This is a genomic window from Photobacterium alginatilyticum (genome assembly GCF_009910675.1).
Lineage (GTDB): Bacteria > Pseudomonadota > Gammaproteobacteria > Enterobacterales > Vibrionaceae > Photobacterium > Photobacterium alginatilyticum.
The window spans coordinates 40,341-56,675 of record NZ_RSEJ01000002.1 but is presented as its reverse complement, the minus strand read 5'-3'; the positions used below and the strand labels follow the sequence as shown (position 1 = coordinate 56,675).

Sequence of the window (16,335 nt, the reverse complement as noted above, 5' to 3'; positions counted from 1 at the left end):
CTTGAATTGGTCTCAGATAGTGATTAAAGCTTATCTGTTAGCTTGACTGCATCACCGATGTAGTTAGCAGGCGTCATCTCTTTCAGGCGCGCTTTCTCGAGCTCTGGAAGCTCCAGACCGTCAATGAAGTTACGCATGCCTTCGCCGTCTACACGCTTACCGCGAGTCAGCTCTTTCAGCTTCTCGTACGGCTTTTCGATGCCGTAGCGACGCATCACTGTTTGTACCGGCTCAGCCAATACTTCCCAGTTTTTGTCTAGTTCAGCTTCAAGTGCCGCTTGGTTGACTTCTAGCTTGCTAATACCTTTCAGGGTCGAAGTATAAGCAATAATCGCGTAGCCACAACCAACACCCAGGTTACGAAGTACTGTCGAGTCAGTCAGGTCACGCTGCCAGCGAGAAACTGGTAGTTTCTGCGCCAGGTGAGCGAAGATAGCGTTCGCCAGACCCAGGTTACCTTCGGAGTTTTCGAAGTCGATTGGGTTGACTTTGTGCGGCATAGTAGACGAGCCGATTTCACCGGCAATTGTCTTCTGCTTGAAGTGACCCAGAGCAATGTAGCCCCAGACATCACGGTCGAAGTCAAGAAGGATAGTGTTGAAGCGTGCAATCGCATCAAACAGCTCGGCGATGTAGTCGTGCGGCTCGATTTGTGTTGTGTACGGGTTCCAGGTTACGCCAAGAGACTCTGTGATGAATTCTTCGCTGAACTGGTGCCAGTCAACGTCAGGATAAGCGGAAAGGTGAGCGTTGTAGTTGCCTACAGCACCGTTGATTTTCGCAAGAATTTCAATGCTTTCGATTTGCTTGTACTGGCGTTCCATACGGTATGCCACGTTCGCCATCTCTTTACCCATGGTTGACGGGGAAGCTGGCTGGCCGTGGGTGCGAGAAAGCAAAGGCACTTCACGGTATTCGTTGGCAAGACCTTTGATCGCATCAATAACGTTGCGAATTTCAGGAAGAATAACTGTCTCACGTGCTTCATGCAGCATCAGGGCGTGAGACGTGTTGTTGATATCTTCAGACGTACATGCGAAGTGAATGAATTCGTTCACAGCGTGCAGTTCTGGTACTTCAGCTACTTTTTCTTTCAGGAAGTATTCAACAGCTTTTACATCGTGGTTAGTTGTGCGCTCGATAGTTTTGATACGTTGCGCATCTTCTTCACTAAACTCAGCAGCAATGCGGTCTAGGAACGCGTTTGCTTCGTCGCTGAATGCAGGAACTTCCACGATAGCGTCAGTAGCAGCCAGTTTTTGTAACCAACGGATTTCAACGATTGTGCGATATTTTAGCAGACCATATTCACTGAAAATGCTGCGCAGTGCACTAGTTTTACTTCCGTAGCGGCCGTCTACCGGGGAAACAGCAGTCAATGCTGACAGTTCCATGTTGCTCTCTCCTGATTAATTAGAGGGGTTAAACAATGTGTTGCTGTAACCGCTAGCCACTGTGGTGTTGCTTGCTGAACACTACAGTGAACTAAGCCGTTATTATTCAGGGTATTTACCGAAAGCCCGGTAAATACCTGGTGTCTATTTAGCTGCGGGCAAGTAAGATTTTTGCCTGTTCGACCATCTGTTTGCGGCCAAAAATCAGGTGGCGGCGTTTACCGCCTACCTGGCGCCAGAGCACGGCTCCGCGTACTGCTGCAAGCAGCAAGGCACGGACCTTATGCTGGACGCTCTGTTGCTGCAGGTGAGCCGGGGTACCAGTTACCTGAATCCGTGGCCCGAGTGGGCTGATGATGTCCAGGTAAATGTTGGCTAGGTTGCTCACCATTTGATCATCGAGCAGCTCGAAATGATCAATCTGACGTTTGGCGGTATCAATACGGTCGCCCAGCTGCGCCATGCTGTCACGGCGGCTCGATAGCTTACGCTCCAGCGCCATGACACTGACTAGATAACGGGTGATCTCGTTTCCAGACGGCGTGCTGTCAATCTCTGCAGACAGCGTCTCAAGACCCATACGCAGATTGGCCTCGCAGCCGTAGATTTCAATTGTGTTGGAAGGATCTGTTACCACAATACTGTTTAAACAGGCTTCCAGTGCATCGCGATCACAAGTGCCGTCACGGGCAACCTGCTGAACAAGTTTCACTGCCTGGCAAATACCGGCAAACGCGATGGTACGGTCATATAAAGTTTGTGCCACGTGCGCAACTCCCTTAGATTCGCTGCTCAATAATACCGCCGCCCAGGCAGACATCGCCGCTGTAGAATACAGCTGACTGGCCCGGCGTAACGGCAATTTGAGGTTCATCAAATATTACTTTGATGTTCTCATCATCGATAGGGATGATGGTACAAGGAATATCTTGCTGACGGTAACGAGTTTTTACCGTACATGTGAGCGGCTCACGGATTGGTTGACGATCAACCCAGTGAAGCTGTGCCGCAATCAGCCCGTTTGATTTCAGACGAGGGTGATCTTTACCCTGACCGACGATAAGTACGTTACGTTTGACATCTTTATCAACAACGTACCACGCTTCTTCGTTGCCGCCGCCACCTTTCTGGCCACCAATATGCAGGCCTTTACGCTGGCCCAGGGTGTGGTACATCAGGCCCTGGTGTTCGCCGATCACTTTGCCGTCTTCAGCTGTTTCGATATTGCCTGGCTGTGCTGGCAGGTATTTGCCAAGAAATTCGGTAAATTTACGCTCACCGATAAAACAAATACCTGTCGAATCTTTCTTCTTCGCCGTTACCAGTCCCTGTTCTTCAGCAATACGTCGTACTTCTGGTTTCTCCAGTTCGCCAACCGGGAACAAGCTGCGCGCGATCTGCTCATGGCTAAGGGTATACAGGAAATAACTCTGATCTTTATTGTTATCTACGCCGCGCAGCATCTGAGGCTTCTCGCCCTCGACAGAAGGAAAGCTGCGGCGGGTGTAATGACCCATAGCAATGTAGTCCGCTTCCAGAACCTCATCGGCAAATTCCAGAAACGCTTTGAATTTGATTTCTTTGTTGCAAAGAATATCCGGGTTCGGGGTACGGCCTGCTTTGTACTCCGCAAGGAAGTATTCAAACACGTTGTCCCAGTATTCAGCTGCAAAGTTGATGGTATGCAGGTGGATACCCAGTTTGTCACATACAGCTTGTGCATCAGCGAGATCTTCTGCGGCGGAGCAGTATTCTTCGTTATCATCTTCTTCCCAGTTCTTCATGAACAGGCCTTCAACTTGGTAGCCCTGTTGAAGTAGCAAGTAAGCTGATACAGAGGAATCAACGCCGCCGGACATACCGACAATGACTTTTTTCTGGCTGTTATCTGACATATTTCTCTTCAGTCGTTAATAGTGTTAAGGGCGCAATTCTAACAGAAACCTTTTTCACGAAACAGAGCGAGAGCAGAATCACACTTTAATAATTTTATCGTCTTTTCAAATTACCGACCAGATATCCGGAAATGGATTCAAAAAGAACGTTATAAACGACAATGTCATTGCAAAATTGTGCTGCTGTCAGCAGTTTGTCCTCTGAGTTGAGATGCTGACGCAAACGTTTGCTTTGTGGTGCGTATCATAGATGAACCCGGTGGGAATGTGTAGCTTTTTCGGTGTCGTTTTTTGTGGGGAAGCCTGAGAAAGTGTTTTAGGCCGGCAGTTGTGGCTTCGACTGCCGGCAAAGCAGTGGTTAGGTGGTTTGCGAAAGCTTGACCTCTCGCCACTCGCCCGGGGCGAGGCCTTCGACAGTCCAGCTGGCCATTTTGTGGCGGATGAGTCGCAGGGTCGGAAAACCGATATGTGCCGTCATACGGCGCACCTGGCGATTTCGCCCCTCTTTTAAGGTGATAGCCAACCAGGTGGTCGGAATATTTTTCCGCTCACGGATTGGCGGGTTGCGGTCCCAGATGTCGGGGTGCTCAATGCGTTCGATCCCTGCTGGCAGGGTCGGGCCATCTTTCAGAGTGACGCCTTTACGGAGTTGGTCGAGCTGCTCCTCGCTCGGGGCCCCTTCAACCTGTACCCAGTATATTTTCGGCTGTTTGGATTGTGGCTGCGTGAGGCGGGCCTGGAGTATGCCGTCATTGGTCAGTACCAATAAACCCTCGCTGTCTTTATCAAGCCTTCCTGCCGGGTAAACGTCCTTCACCGGGACGTAATCAGACAGTGTTTTATCTCCCGGTTCGCCACTAAACTGGGTCAAAACGTTATAAGGTTTGTTAAATAATATGATCTTTTGCGGGCCGCGAGGGCGTTTGGGTTTATTATATTTTCTTGATGCTCTACGCTCATTATTAGAACGTGTCGGTTGACGTGACGAGGTGTTTGGCTTCATAAATAGCGTGCTGTGCTGGGGGTGACTAAATTGACCCGCCTATTATACGCTAAAAACAACCCGAGTGGCGTATCGATAAAATTTCAAGTATGATTTGCCCGCATCTTACAAAAAGATAACAAATGGACGCTAGGAGATTTAAATGGATAGTAAAGTAGTTGTACCAGTTGAAGGTCAGAAGATTACTCTTGACGCAGAAGGTAAACTGGTCGTTCCTAACAACCCGGTAATTCCATACATCGAAGGCGATGGTATCGGTGTTGATGTAAGCCCTGCTATGATCAAAGTTGTCGATGCGGCGGTAGAAAAAGCCTATGCAGGTGACCGTAAAATTGAGTGGATGGAAATCTACACAGGTGAGAAATCAACTCAGGTATACGGCGAAGACGCATGGTTACCGCAAGAAACTTTAGATTTCATTCGCGAATATAAAGTGGCCATCAAAGGCCCGCTAACCACTCCTGTAGGTGGTGGTATTCGTTCACTTAACGTTGCTCTACGCCAAGAACTAGACCTGTACATCTGTGCACGTCCTGTTCGTTATTTTGACGGCGTACCAAGTCCTCTTAAACGCCCAGATCTAACGGATATGGTTATCTACCGTGAAAACTCGGAAGATATCTATGCCGGTGTTGAATTCCAGGCGGGTACCGAGGAAGCAGACAAAGTTATCAAGTTCCTGCAAGACGAAATGGGTGCGACTAAGATCCGTTTCCCACAGCAGTGTGGTGTAGGTATCAAACCTGTCTCTGAAGAAGGTACTAAGCGTCTTGTCCGTGCAGCACTGCAGTACACTATCGATAATGATCGTGATTCTCTGACGCTGGTTCACAAAGGTAACATCATGAAGTTCACCGAAGGTGCCTTCAAAGACTGGGGTTACGAAGTGGCAGCGGAATTCGGTGCAGAGCTACTAGACGGTGGCCCTTGGATGACCCTGAAGAATCCAAATACCGGTAAAGAGATCGTTATCAAGGACAGCATCGCCGATGCCTTCCTGCAGCAAATCCTGCTTCGTCCTGCGGAGTATGATGTGATTGCAACGATGAACCTAAACGGTGACTACGTTTCTGATGCTCTGGCAGCGCAGGTTGGTGGTATCGGTATTGCTCCGGGTGCAAACATCGGTGACGGTGTGGCGCTGTTCGAAGCAACTCACGGTACTGCGCCTAAGTATGCCGGTCAGGATAAAGTTAACCCAGGCTCACTGATCCTGTCTGCTGAAATGATGCTTCGCCACCTAGGCTGGACTGAAGCGGCAGATCTGATTATCAGCTCGATGGAAGCGGCAATCAGTAACAAGACTGTGACTTACGACTTTGAGCGCCAGATGGAAGGTGCAACACTACGTAAGTGTTCTGAGTTTGCCGATGACATGATCGAGCAGATGAAGTAATCAAATATATCCATCCGGATAGACAAAGGCTCAGCTTCGGCTGAGCCTTTTTTATTGGAGCCGTCTGGCTATTTTGTGACGGTTAGCCGCTTTGTCTGTAACTCCCTGAAACAGCTGTCGAGTCCCTCATTTCTGATATAGGGTTATCGGCGCAAGATGTTCGTCAGCGATTTTTTAGCTTATGATAGAAGATAAGGCTGCAAAGAGCGTGTGATTGTTAATAGAAATGTTAATAGTGGTGAGGTTGCTTTATTCAGTAACTATTCACTTTAGGCATGAGGAAAACAGGCCCGGATAAGATGGCGCAGCATGAATAATGAGCGGCGGAGTAGCAGGTTTGGGGCGACAATAAAAAAGGCGAGCCTCGGCTCACCTTAGAAATTGATGTACAAAGTTGATCGCGGATTATTTTGCCACTTCACCTTCGACAGGGACTATCTCTCTGGCATGGAAACCCTTAGGACCCGTCTCGACAGTGTAGTTGACCTGCTGGCCAGCCTTGAGAGTGCGGTATCCATCCATTTGGATAGTTGAATAGTGTGCAAAAATATCGCCTTCGCCACTTTCAGGGCAAATGAAACCGAAGCCTTTTGCGTTATTGAACCATTTAACTGTACCTGTTGCCATGCTTTACATCCCTCTTTGCATTCAAGATCCATTTTGCATTAGTATGCCGTTCCTTTTTACCACGACTTGCATACTAATGCTATTTTGATGCAGTTATTATCTACTACAGGTTACACTTTAGTAAAAAGAGCTAGACAGTCAAGTGCATACTATAACATTTTCATAAAATCCTTGTTTCTATGCAGATGATGTAGCAAGCCCTTGAACAAATGACTAAGATGAGATTATGAGCAAGTTATATGAATGGATTATTCCTGAGTCTGACGTACTAGACGAGGAGGATACTCAGGTTAAGCCACCATCGATGTATAAAGTTATTTTAAACAATGATGATTACACTCCGATGGATTTTGTGATAGAAGTGTTACAGAAGTTCTTCTCCATGGATCTGGAGAAAGCCACACAGTTGATGCTTACTGTGCATTACGAAGGGAAAGCAGTATGTGGAACCTTTACCGCTGAAGTCGCCGAGACGAAGGTGGCACAAGTGATGATGTATGCGAGGGAGCATGAACATCCGCTACTGTGTACGAAGGAAAAAGCTTGAACTTTTTCCGGCACACCATTTTGAGTGGTATTTAGGGGAGGTGCCTTATGCTAAACAAAGAACTTGAAGCAAGTCTGAACGGTGCATTCGCAAGAGCAAGGGAAAAACGCCATGAGTTTATGACTGTTGAGCATCTGCTCTTGGCATTGTTAGATAATGCGGCAGCGCAAGAGGCGTTGCTGGCTTGCCGAGCTGATCTGGATACATTACGTAAAGAGCTCGATTCGTTTATTGAACAGACGACACCGCTGATCCCGGCTGATGATGAAAGCCGCGAGACGCAGCCTACGCTGAGTTTCCAGCGCGTGCTGCAGCGTGCCGTGTTCCACGTCCAATCTTCCGGCCGCAGTGAAGTTACCGGTGCCAATGTGCTGGTCGCCATTTTCAGCGAGCAGGAGTCCCACGCTGCCTACCTACTGAAGAAGAGTGATATTAGCCGCCTTGACGTGGTTAACTTTATTTCTCATGGAACAGTCAAAGACAGCGATAACGATGACCTGAACGGTTCTGATGTGGGCGGGGACGAACCGCGTGCCGAACAGAATTCCGAGGATAAGCTAGAAAACTTTGCAACCAACCTGAACCAACTGGCCCGTGCAGGCGGAATCGACCCGCTGATAGGCCGAGATCACGAGCTTGAGCGTACCGTACAGGTTTTGTGCCGCCGCCGTAAAAACAATCCGCTGCTGGTAGGTGAAGCCGGTGTCGGTAAGACAGCCATCGCCGAAGGGCTGGCATGGCGCATTGTTGAAGGCCAGGTGCCGGACATTATCAAAGACTGCGTCATTTACTCGCTGGATATTGGTTCCCTGCTTGCCGGTACCAAATATCGTGGTGACTTCGAGAAGCGCTTCAAAGGCATTCTGAAGCAGCTGGAAAAAGAAGACCACGCGGTTCTCTTCATTGACGAGATCCACACTATTATCGGTGCTGGTGCTGCCTCTGGCGGCCAGGTTGATGCCGCTAACCTCATCAAGCCATTGCTGAGCAGTGGTAAAATTCGCTGCATGGGGTCGACGACCTATCAGGAATACAGCAATATCTTCGAGAAAGAACGGGCACTCTCACGCCGCTTCCAGAAGATTGATATTGTCGAGCCGTCGCTGGACGATACCACCAAGATCCTGATGGGGCTGAAACCTAAATACGAAGCGCACCATGAAGTACGCTTTACCAATAAGGCCATTCGTGCGGCTGTTGAGCTGTCGGCGAAATACATTAATGAACGTCACCTGCCGGACAAGGCCATTGATGTGATTGACGAGGCGGGAGCGCGTTGTCGCTTGGCTCCGGCTAGCCGTCGTAAGAAAACCGTCAATGTCAGTGATATCGAGGCAATGATTGCCAAGATGGCGCGAATTCCCGAGAAGTCGGTATCATCAAGCGACCGCGATGTCTTGCAGAAACTCGATAACAAGCTGAAAATGCTGGTGTTTGGCCAGGATCCTGCCATCGATGTGCTGACAGAGGCGATCAAGTTGAGCCGTGCAGGTCTGGGTGCCGATAACAAACCTGTGGGGTCCTTCCTGTTTGCTGGCCCGACAGGGGTCGGTAAAACCGAAGTAACGGTCCAGTTGGCACGAACACTCGGTATCGAGCTACTGCGTTTTGATATGTCCGAGTACATGGAGCGCCATACGGTAAGCCGCTTGATCGGTGCACCTCCGGGCTACGTAGGGTATGACCAGGGTGGTTTGCTGACCGATGCCGTGATCAAGAATCCGCATGCTGTCGTTCTGCTGGATGAGATCGAGAAGGCGCACCCTGATGTGTTCAACCTGTTGTTGCAGGTGATGGATAACGGTACGCTGACTGATAACAATGGTCGCAAGGCGGACTTCCGCAATGTGATCTTGGTGATGACTACCAATGCCGGTGTGAAAGAGACAGTACGTAAGTCAATTGGCCTGATTCAGCAGGATCACAGCCTGGATGCGATGTCGGAAATCAAGCGTATCTTTACCCCTGAGTTCCGTAACCGTCTTGATGGCATTATCTGGTTCAATCACCTTGAGAAAGATGTTATCTCGCAAGTGGTTGATAAGTTCATCGTTGAGTTGCAGGCCCAGCTGGATGCCCGTGGCGTATCGATGGAAGTGTCGTCCGAAGCCCGTGAGTGGCTGGCGAATAAAGGGTATGACAAAGCAATGGGCGCCCGCCCGATGGCCCGTGTTATTCAGGATAACCTCAAGAAGCCGATGGCAAACGAGTTGTTGTTTGGTTGCCTGGTAAACGGCGGCTCGGTACGCGTTGATATCGTCAATGACGAATTGGACTTCCAGTTCAGCAGTGAAATGGAACCAGCTCACTAGGTGCTAGCGTTTCTTGAACAAAATAACCGCCAGATGGCGGTTATTTTTTATCTGGCAGAAAAATAAAACCCGACACACAGGCCGGGTTTTATTTGCATTCTTTAATCTTGGATTAAGATTAACGCGCGCGGAAGACGATGCGGCCTTTAGTCAGGTCGTATGGAGTCAGTTCCACAGTTACCTTATCACCAGTAAGAATACGGATGTAGTTCTTGCGCATTTTACCAGAGATGTGAGCGGTAACTACGTGACCGTTTTCCAGCTCAACGCGGAACATTGTGTTAGGTAGTGTATCTAGTACAGTACCTTGCATTTCAATTACGTCTTCTTTTGCCATTGAATCCTCTTAGGCTACCAGCCATGCTTCTGATCGGGCCGGATAATGCCTTGAAACTGTTTGAGTGTAAAGTTTAGGCCGCAATTTTACCCTTGCCGTTACCCTTTGTCAGCTATTGTGACGTATTAAAACGTATTTTCTCGTTTTTTTATCAGATTCTGAGACGAATCAGAGCGCTAATATAGATAATCGATGGCTTATTTCCAGCAACCATCGATCAGCTTCTGGTAGGGTTTGAAGCGAACTTTGTAGTTCATGGCCTTGCAGCGATCTATCTGATAGCCGGGGTAGAGCCACTTTCTGCCGGTTTGCCTGCCGTATTGGATCTGGTACAGCACGCAGAGTGTACCGAGCGAGAGTGAAGATTCCGGCTCAAAGAAACTGTAGACGGCGCTGAGTGCATCATCGAAGACATCGGTGATGGCAACTGCTATCAACTTGTCGTCCTCATAGACGTGCAAAAATAAGGTATCCATCCAGGCGGCAGTACAAAAGTCAAAGAACTGCTCTTTGTTGGCTGGGTACATAGTTCCCCCGGCATGCCGCAGACGGATATATCGTTCGTAAAGAGCAAACCAGTCGGGGTCAAGGTTGGGTTTAAATTCCCATCGCAGCTTTTTCATCTGGTTTAGTTGACGCTTCTGGCTTTTGGACGGGGCGAACTGCTCGCAGTTTACGCGCAATGGTGTACAAGCCTGACAGGATTGGCACATCGGCCTGTATAGCGCAGTACCACTGCGTCGATAGCCTGAAGCGATGAGCACGCCATAGCCCAGAGGTGTCAGCCACTGGTGATCCATGACCACGCCAAGTTGTTCCTGCTCATCGGGCAGGTAGTTACAGTCAGAGGTCGGGGTCAGACCGATTCGTAGCGACAATTTATTATAGCTGGTCATGAGTTTACTGATGCAGCTCCCGAGGTTGGTAACAGCTTTCTTCTAGTATGGCATCTCTTTGCTGTTGCAAAAATTGCATAAATGGAGAGCGTTCAATTTCAACCGCCCCTAGCGAAGCTAAGTGATCATTCATGATCTGACAGTCAATCAGCGTGCCGCCGTGAGCGTGAAAATGCTGACAGAAGAGCCACAAGGCAATTTTAGATGCATTATCGGCCAGGGAAAACATTGACTCGCCGCAGAACACAGTACCAATCTGAATTCCATAGAGACCGCCTACGAGGGTGCTGTCCTGCCATACTTCTACTGAATGACAGTAGCCGAGGTTATGCATTAGCTGGTATGCCTGCATCATATCGGCAGTGATCCAGGTTTCTTCCGGGCCACGGCTGTCGGCACACAGGCGAATCACATCGTGACAGGCTTTGTTCAGGGTGACTTGGTACCCTGATTTTCGGAAAAACTTGCGTAAGCTTTTGCTTGGCCTGAATTTATCGGGAAGGAAGACGGCACGCGGGGCCGGGCTCCACCAGAGGATGGGCTCGCCTTCTGAATACCAGGGGAAAATACCCTGGCGATAGGCAGAGAGCAGGCGCTCAGGTCTCAGGTCGCCGCCAAATGCCAGCAGTCCGTTGGGGTCGTCCAGGGCGGTTTCCGCCACCGGAAACTGTGTATTGACCGGATCGAGTTCCGGCAGATAGATAGCCATAAGTACTGTAGTCGTTGGTGCTTAATACAAGAATAAATAATATAGGTAGCTAGATATACAGTTACCCCCATTGAGGAAATTATATGATGAGAAAGTTCTTAATGTTACTGCTATTGCTTCCTCTTGTTGCGACAGCTGCGCCATATAATCGAAACGAGGCCCGTACGGTTAATAAAATCGTGTTCGGTGATGTCGATTCGGTACGTTATATTTCTCATCAGGAGGTCATTAACTCCCAGCGCAACGGGTGGGAAACCCTGCTTGGTGGTGTTGTTGGAGGGTTGATCGGTAATCAGTTCGGTGGTGGCACCGGGCGTGAAGTAGCTACCGCAGTGGGTGTTGTCGCCGGGGCTGGTATTGCCCATAATCGTCAACCGGTCCAGAAGGTCGTTGATTATCGATTGGTTGAACTTCTGATTAAAACGGAGGATGGCAGGCTCATCGATGTGATTCAGGATGTCGACCAGCAAATGATATTCCAGCGTGGAGACAGTGTGCGGATCCTCTATTTTGACGAAGGGGTCAGGGTCGATAAGGTTCTGTAACGTAAGGCTCAAAATAAAAAAAGCGAGGGACCTGTATCCCTCGCTTAATCTTTTCTAGTTTCTAGATCCGGTTGCACAGTTCGGCATAGCGGCCGCCTTCGGCCAAGAGCATATCATGCTGCCCGCTCTCGATGATTTTCCCTTCATCCATCAGGCAAATCTGATCCATCTGATCCAGCCCGACAAGGCGGTGTGTGATGAACAATACGGTTTTGTCTTTGGCATGATCAAGCAGCAATTTGATGATCTGCTGCTCTGTACGACGATCCAGCCCTTCGGTGGGTTCGTCCATCAGCAGGATGGGCGCATCATGCAGTAGCGCGCGGGCAATACCGATCCGGCGGCGTTCGCCCCCCGAAATCTGACGGCCACCTTCTCCCAGCCAGGTATCCAGCCCTTTGCCTTCAAGCAGGGCCTCAAGACCGACTTTTGCCAGTGCGTCCCTGAATTCATCATCAGAGCCATCCGGCTTGGCAAGAACAAGGTTTTCACGCAGCGAGCCATTGAAGACATCCACTCGTTGGCTAACGACAGTGATCGCCTGGCGCAGTGAGTCTTCGTGCCATGCTGGCAGGGCGATACCATCAATACTGATGTCGCCTTGCTGCGGATCCCAGTTACGGGTCAGCAGTTGCAGCAGTGTCGATTTGCCACAGCCTGTACGGCCAAGCAGAGCCAGTTTTTCGCCCTGTTTCAGTTCAAGAGAGACATCTTTCAGTACCGGCTCGTCGCTACCATAGTAGGTGTAGGTGATATTGCGAATACTGATATCACCGTTGACCTGCGCTTGATGACCGTTCGGATCAAACGGTGTGTCGGGTGTCGCTTCAATAATCTCATTCAGGCGGCGGGCAGAGGTCAATGTCTGCCCCAGGTACTGGAAAGCACCGGCAACCGGCATCATGATCTCGAAGCTTGCCATGGTGGCAAAGGCAACCATGGCAACAAACGGATCGGGGGCTGCACCGCCAATACCGTCGGCAGCAATCCAGGTGATCAGGACCAGTGTCCAGCCTGTTGCTGCCATCAGAATCGCATTAGCAAGACCGGTAAGGCTTGCCATCTTGCGCTGTGCAGCAAGTAAGGCGTCTTGTTCGGCAATAGCCTGTTCACGGTAGCGCTCTTCGGCATTGAACAGCAGCAGTTCGGCATGGCCCTGGATCCAGTCGAGTAGTTTTACCCGATAGTTGGCCTTGGCATAGGTCAGTGCTTCACCATTGGTTTTACCTAACCGATAAAAGATAACTGGCAGGGTGAACATCAGCGCCAATAGAATGAAGCCCAGTGTCAGGCCGATAACAAGATCAAACCAGGCCAGAAAGCCGGTGATCGCCAGCAGGGCAATGACGCCGATCACCAGCGGGCTGACAAGACGCAGGTACACATGGTCCATAGCATCTACGTCGGCAACCAGGCGATTGAGCAAATCGGCATCCCGCAGGTTTGCCTGGCGGCCGGGGATCAGCGGCGTCAGTTTGCGAAAGAAGAACAGACGCAGATCGGCAAGCAGCTTGAAGGTGGCGTTGTGGCTGACTACGCGTTCGCCCCAGCGACCGGCAGTACGTGCCATCGAGAATCCCCGTACACCGGCTCCCGGTAGCATGTAGTTAAAGGTTTCCCGGGCAATAGTCAGTCCGGCTACGGCAGAGGCGGCGATAAACCACCCTGAAAGCGTCAGCAGGCTGAGCGCTGACAACAGGGTTGCCAATCCAAGTAGCATGCCGAGTGTCAGGCCAAACCAGTGTTTGCGATAGAGTTTCAGGTAAGGGATTAAATCACGCATCGAGATCCCTCTTGTCTGTGTGGGCGAGCATATCGGCGAGCAGGCCGTGCTGGCGGATGTGATCAAAATGACCGTTCTGAACCAGTTTGCCGTTTTCCAGCACCAGTACACGATCCATGGCCGCTAACTGGTCAAGGCGGTGGCTGACCATTAGGGTAGTCTGGCCTTTGACAGCCATTGTCAGGCTTTCCAGTACCAGGTGTTCACTGTTGGCATCCAGGCTGGCTGTCGGCTCGTCCAGTAACCAGAAGGCACCGTTTTGTAACATGGCCCGTGCGACAGCGATACGTTGTGCCTGACCAACAGACAGGCCACCGGAGCGGTCGCCGACCTGATGGCTGTAGCCTTTCTCAAGGCGGCTGATAAATTCATCGGCATAGGCCTGCTGCGCAACCTGAGTAACATGCTTATCGGTCGCCAGTGGGTTGCCGAGGGTAATATTGTCACGCACGGTACCGTGTACCAGCAGCGGGTTTTGCCCCACCCAGCTGATTGTCTGGCGCCATTCGCTATGGTCAAGCTGCTTGAGTTCTACACCGTTGATTTTCAGGCTGCCACGATATGGCAGAAAGCCCAGTAGCGCATTGAGCAGGCTGGTTTTACCGGCACCGCTCGGGCCGACAAGGGCAACTTGCTCATGGGCCTGAATGTCAAAGCTCAGTGGGCCAGCCAGAATCTGGCCCTGCGGACTCAGTACTTCCAGATCCTGAACGCTGATCCGGATGGTTTCAGGTGACGGTAACTCCTCGTCACCTTGGGTCATCTCGTCGGCTTCCGCATTGAGAAACTCGACAATCGACTCTGCGGCACCAATGGCCTGGGCCTTGGCATGGTAGAAAGTCCCTAAATCGCGCAGCGGTTGATAAAACTCAGGGGCCAGTACCAGCACAAACAAACCGGTAAATAGCGATAGCGGGACACCGTAGTTACCGAAGTTCAGCTCGCCGATGAAGGCAAAGCCAAAGTAGACGGCAACGATGGCCACCGAGATGGCAGAGAAAAACTCCAGCACTGCCGAGGAAAGGAAGGCGAGTCGCAATACTTCCATCGTACGCTTGCGCAGTACATGCGAGGCAGCGTGTAAGTTCTCTGCTTCGGCTTCTGCGCGGTTAAACAAACGAAGTGTCGATAATCCCTGCAGGCGGTCGTAAAAATGCCCTGAAAGGCGTTGTAGGGCCTTAAAGTTGCGTCGGTTGGCATCAGCCGCACCTAAACCAACCAGTGCCATGAAAATCGGCACCAGCGGGGCGGTGATCAGGAAAATCAGACCGGCAGCCCAGTTCAGCGGAAAGACGGCAAACAGGATAACCAGCGGAACCAGCACCGCAATAGACATCTGCGGGATATAGCGCGAGAAGAAATCTTGCATTTCTTCAACCTGTTCCAGTACCAGACTGGCCCAGGTACCTGCCGGTTTGCCCTTGATGTAGGCCGGGCCAAGGTTGTGCAGGCGGTTAAGGATAAGCTGTCGAATATGAAGCCGGATTTGTTCGCCGCAGCGGTAACCGTATATTTCACGTCCCCAGCTGCAGCCTGCGCGGAGTCCGACAATCAGGATCAGACCGAGAAAACTGTTTACCAGCTCATATTTATCAGTCTGTTCGATAATAAGTTGATGGAGAATGTGGGCAAGCAGCGCAGCCTGGCCGACGAGTAGCACCCCGGAAAGAAATCCAAGCCCGACACTGAACATCAGCCAGCGTTTGGCGAGCTTGCTTTGTGACTTTAACCACTTGGTCAAGTCTCGTTGTAATTGTTTGTCCATAAGATATCTTGTGCCGTAAATGGCAGCGAGCAGAAAGGTAGAAGGCTAAAAGCAGCCGCTACGGGGTAGCGGCCGATTTTGATTATTTTTGTTCTTCTAGTGCGTCCAGGAAGCGCTCGGCGTCAAGGGCTGCCATACATCCTGTACCTGCCGAGGTGATAGCCTGACGGTAGGTGTGATCCATGACGTCACCGGCGGCAAAGACACCTTCGACACTGGTTTGGGTCGCATTGCCCTCGGTGCCAGATTGTACCTTGATGTAGCCGTTGGCCATATCAAGCTGACCTTCGAAGATCCCGGTGTTTGGCTGGTGGCCAATGGCAATAAAGGCACCCATGACATCGATGGTCTCAGTGGCATCAGACTTGGTGTCCTTAATGCGAACAGCCGTCACCCCCATATCATCACCCAATACTTCGTCCAGAGTGCGATCAGTATGAAGAATGATATTGCCGTTCTCTACCTTGTCCATCAGGCGTTTGATAAGAATCTTCTCTGAACGGAATGAGTCGCGGCGGTGAATAAGGTGGACTTCCGACGCAATGTTTGACAGGTACAGTGCTTCTTCGACTGCGGTATTACCGCCGCCAACAACGGCCACTTTCTGATTGCGGTAGAAAAATCCGTCACAGGTCGCGCAGGCGGAAACGCCACGGCCCTTGAAGTTTTCTTCTGATTCCAGACCGAGGTACTTGGCTGAAGCTCCGGTGGCAATGATCAAAGCGTCGCAGGTGTATTCGCCGCTGTCGCCTTTCAGGCGGAATGGGCGCTGGCTAAAATCGGTCTCGTTGATATGGTCAAAAATGATCTCAGTATCGAACTTTTCAGCGTGCTCTTTCATTCGATCCATTAGCGCAGGGCCGGTCAGGCCTTCTGCATCACCTGGCCAGTTTTCTACTTCGGTTGTCGTCGTCAGCTGACCGCCTTGCTGCATGCCGGTTACCATTACAGGATTTAGGTTAGCACGTGCGGCATAGACAGCGGCAGTATAGCCAGCAGGACCAGAACCAAGGATGAGCAGTTTACAATGTCTTACGTTACTCATTACTTCTCCAGGCTGAAATGAGATTATTATCATGTAGAAGGGTGATTGTAGGTAAATTGAGGACGTAAGGAAAGTGCCCCG

General features: G+C 50.5%; 15 protein-coding genes. 4 read left to right on the top strand and 11 right to left on the bottom strand.

Annotated features, from left to right (window positions below):
• Positions 1–23 precede the first annotated feature (23 nt).
• From purB to EIZ48_RS02500, 4 genes are all read right to left on the bottom strand, one after another.
• Positions 24–1,394: an adenylosuccinate lyase gene (gene purB / locus EIZ48_RS02515; RefSeq protein ID WP_160648559.1), complete on the bottom strand. Its 1,371-nt coding sequence runs from the start codon at positions 1,392–1,394 to the stop codon at positions 24–26.
• A 148-nt stretch (positions 1,395–1,542) separates the two neighbouring features.
• Positions 1,543–2,160 carry a high frequency lysogenization protein HflD gene (gene hflD / locus EIZ48_RS02510; protein WP_160648558.1) on the bottom strand — a complete coding sequence of 206 codons (618 nt, stop codon included), beginning with the start codon at positions 2,158–2,160 and terminating at the stop codon, positions 1,543–1,545.
• A 13-nt stretch (positions 2,161–2,173) separates the two neighbouring features.
• Positions 2,174–3,289 (bottom strand): tRNA 2-thiouridine(34) synthase MnmA, encoded by a 1,116-nt coding sequence (gene mnmA / locus EIZ48_RS02505; protein WP_160648557.1) that lies wholly within the window; start codon positions 3,287–3,289, stop codon positions 2,174–2,176.
• A 358-nt stretch (positions 3,290–3,647) separates the two neighbouring features.
• Complete coding sequence (locus EIZ48_RS02500) at positions 3,648–4,292, bottom strand: pseudouridine synthase (RefSeq protein WP_160648556.1); 645 nt, start codon at positions 4,290–4,292, stop codon at positions 3,648–3,650.
• Between the two features lie 142 nt (positions 4,293–4,434).
• Between EIZ48_RS02500 and icd the strand changes: the two genes are divergently transcribed.
• Positions 4,435–5,688 (top strand): NADP-dependent isocitrate dehydrogenase, encoded by a 1,254-nt coding sequence (icd, locus tag EIZ48_RS02495; protein WP_160648555.1) that lies wholly within the window; start codon positions 4,435–4,437, stop codon positions 5,686–5,688.
• A gap of 405 nt (positions 5,689–6,093) precedes the next feature.
• Here icd and cspD read toward each other — a convergent pair whose 3' ends face one another.
• Positions 6,094–6,315: a cold shock domain-containing protein CspD gene (gene cspD, locus EIZ48_RS02490; RefSeq protein WP_160648554.1), complete on the bottom strand. Its 222-nt coding sequence runs from the start codon at positions 6,313–6,315 to the stop codon at positions 6,094–6,096.
• Positions 6,316–6,541: 226 nt separating this feature from the next.
• Between cspD and clpS the strand changes: the two genes are divergently transcribed.
• Both clpS and clpA read left to right on the top strand, forming a co-directional pair.
• On the top strand, positions 6,542–6,862 hold the full coding sequence (gene clpS / locus EIZ48_RS02485) for an ATP-dependent Clp protease adapter ClpS (RefSeq protein ID WP_075764730.1): 321 nt from the start codon (positions 6,542–6,544) through the stop codon (positions 6,860–6,862).
• Between the two features lie 47 nt (positions 6,863–6,909).
• On the top strand, positions 6,910–9,174 hold the full coding sequence (gene clpA, locus EIZ48_RS02480) for an ATP-dependent Clp protease ATP-binding subunit ClpA (protein ID WP_075764728.1): 2,265 nt from the start codon (positions 6,910–6,912) through the stop codon (positions 9,172–9,174).
• Positions 9,175–9,292: 118 nt separating this feature from the next.
• Here clpA and infA read toward each other — a convergent pair whose 3' ends face one another.
• The 3 genes from infA to aat form a co-directional block, all read right to left on the bottom strand.
• Complete coding sequence (gene infA, locus EIZ48_RS02475; RefSeq protein WP_005298441.1) at positions 9,293–9,511, bottom strand: translation initiation factor IF-1; 219 nt, start codon at positions 9,509–9,511, stop codon at positions 9,293–9,295.
• Between the two features lie 197 nt (positions 9,512–9,708).
• Positions 9,709–10,407, bottom strand: a complete 699-nt coding sequence (locus tag EIZ48_RS02470) for an arginyltransferase (RefSeq protein ID WP_160648553.1) — start codon at positions 10,405–10,407, stop codon at positions 9,709–9,711.
• Between the two features lie 4 nt (positions 10,408–10,411).
• Complete coding sequence (aat, locus tag EIZ48_RS02465; RefSeq protein WP_160648552.1) at positions 10,412–11,116, bottom strand: leucyl/phenylalanyl-tRNA--protein transferase; 705 nt, start codon at positions 11,114–11,116, stop codon at positions 10,412–10,414.
• Positions 11,117–11,202: 86 nt separating this feature from the next.
• Here aat and EIZ48_RS02460 point away from each other — a divergent pair, with 86 nt between their 5' ends.
• Positions 11,203–11,661: an outer membrane lipoprotein gene (locus EIZ48_RS02460; protein WP_160648774.1), complete on the top strand. Its 459-nt coding sequence runs from the start codon at positions 11,203–11,205 to the stop codon at positions 11,659–11,661.
• A gap of 61 nt (positions 11,662–11,722) precedes the next feature.
• Here EIZ48_RS02460 and cydC read toward each other — a convergent pair whose 3' ends face one another.
• The 3 genes from cydC to trxB all read right to left on the bottom strand — a co-directional run bounded on the left by cydC (position 11,723) and on the right by trxB (position 16,254).
• Positions 11,723–13,444 (bottom strand): heme ABC transporter ATP-binding protein/permease CydC, encoded by a 1,722-nt coding sequence (gene cydC, locus EIZ48_RS02455; protein WP_160648551.1) that lies wholly within the window; start codon positions 13,442–13,444, stop codon positions 11,723–11,725.
• Positions 13,437–15,209 carry a heme ABC transporter permease/ATP-binding protein CydD gene (gene cydD / locus EIZ48_RS02450; protein ID WP_160648550.1) on the bottom strand — a complete coding sequence of 591 codons (1,773 nt, stop codon included), beginning with the start codon at positions 15,207–15,209 and terminating at the stop codon, positions 13,437–13,439. The genes cydC and cydD overlap by 8 nt, the downstream gene beginning before the upstream one ends.
• Positions 15,210–15,291: 82 nt before the next feature.
• On the bottom strand, positions 15,292–16,254 hold the full coding sequence (trxB, locus tag EIZ48_RS02445) for a thioredoxin-disulfide reductase (RefSeq protein ID WP_160648549.1): 963 nt from the start codon (positions 16,252–16,254) through the stop codon (positions 15,292–15,294).
• Positions 16,255–16,335 lie beyond the last annotated feature (81 nt).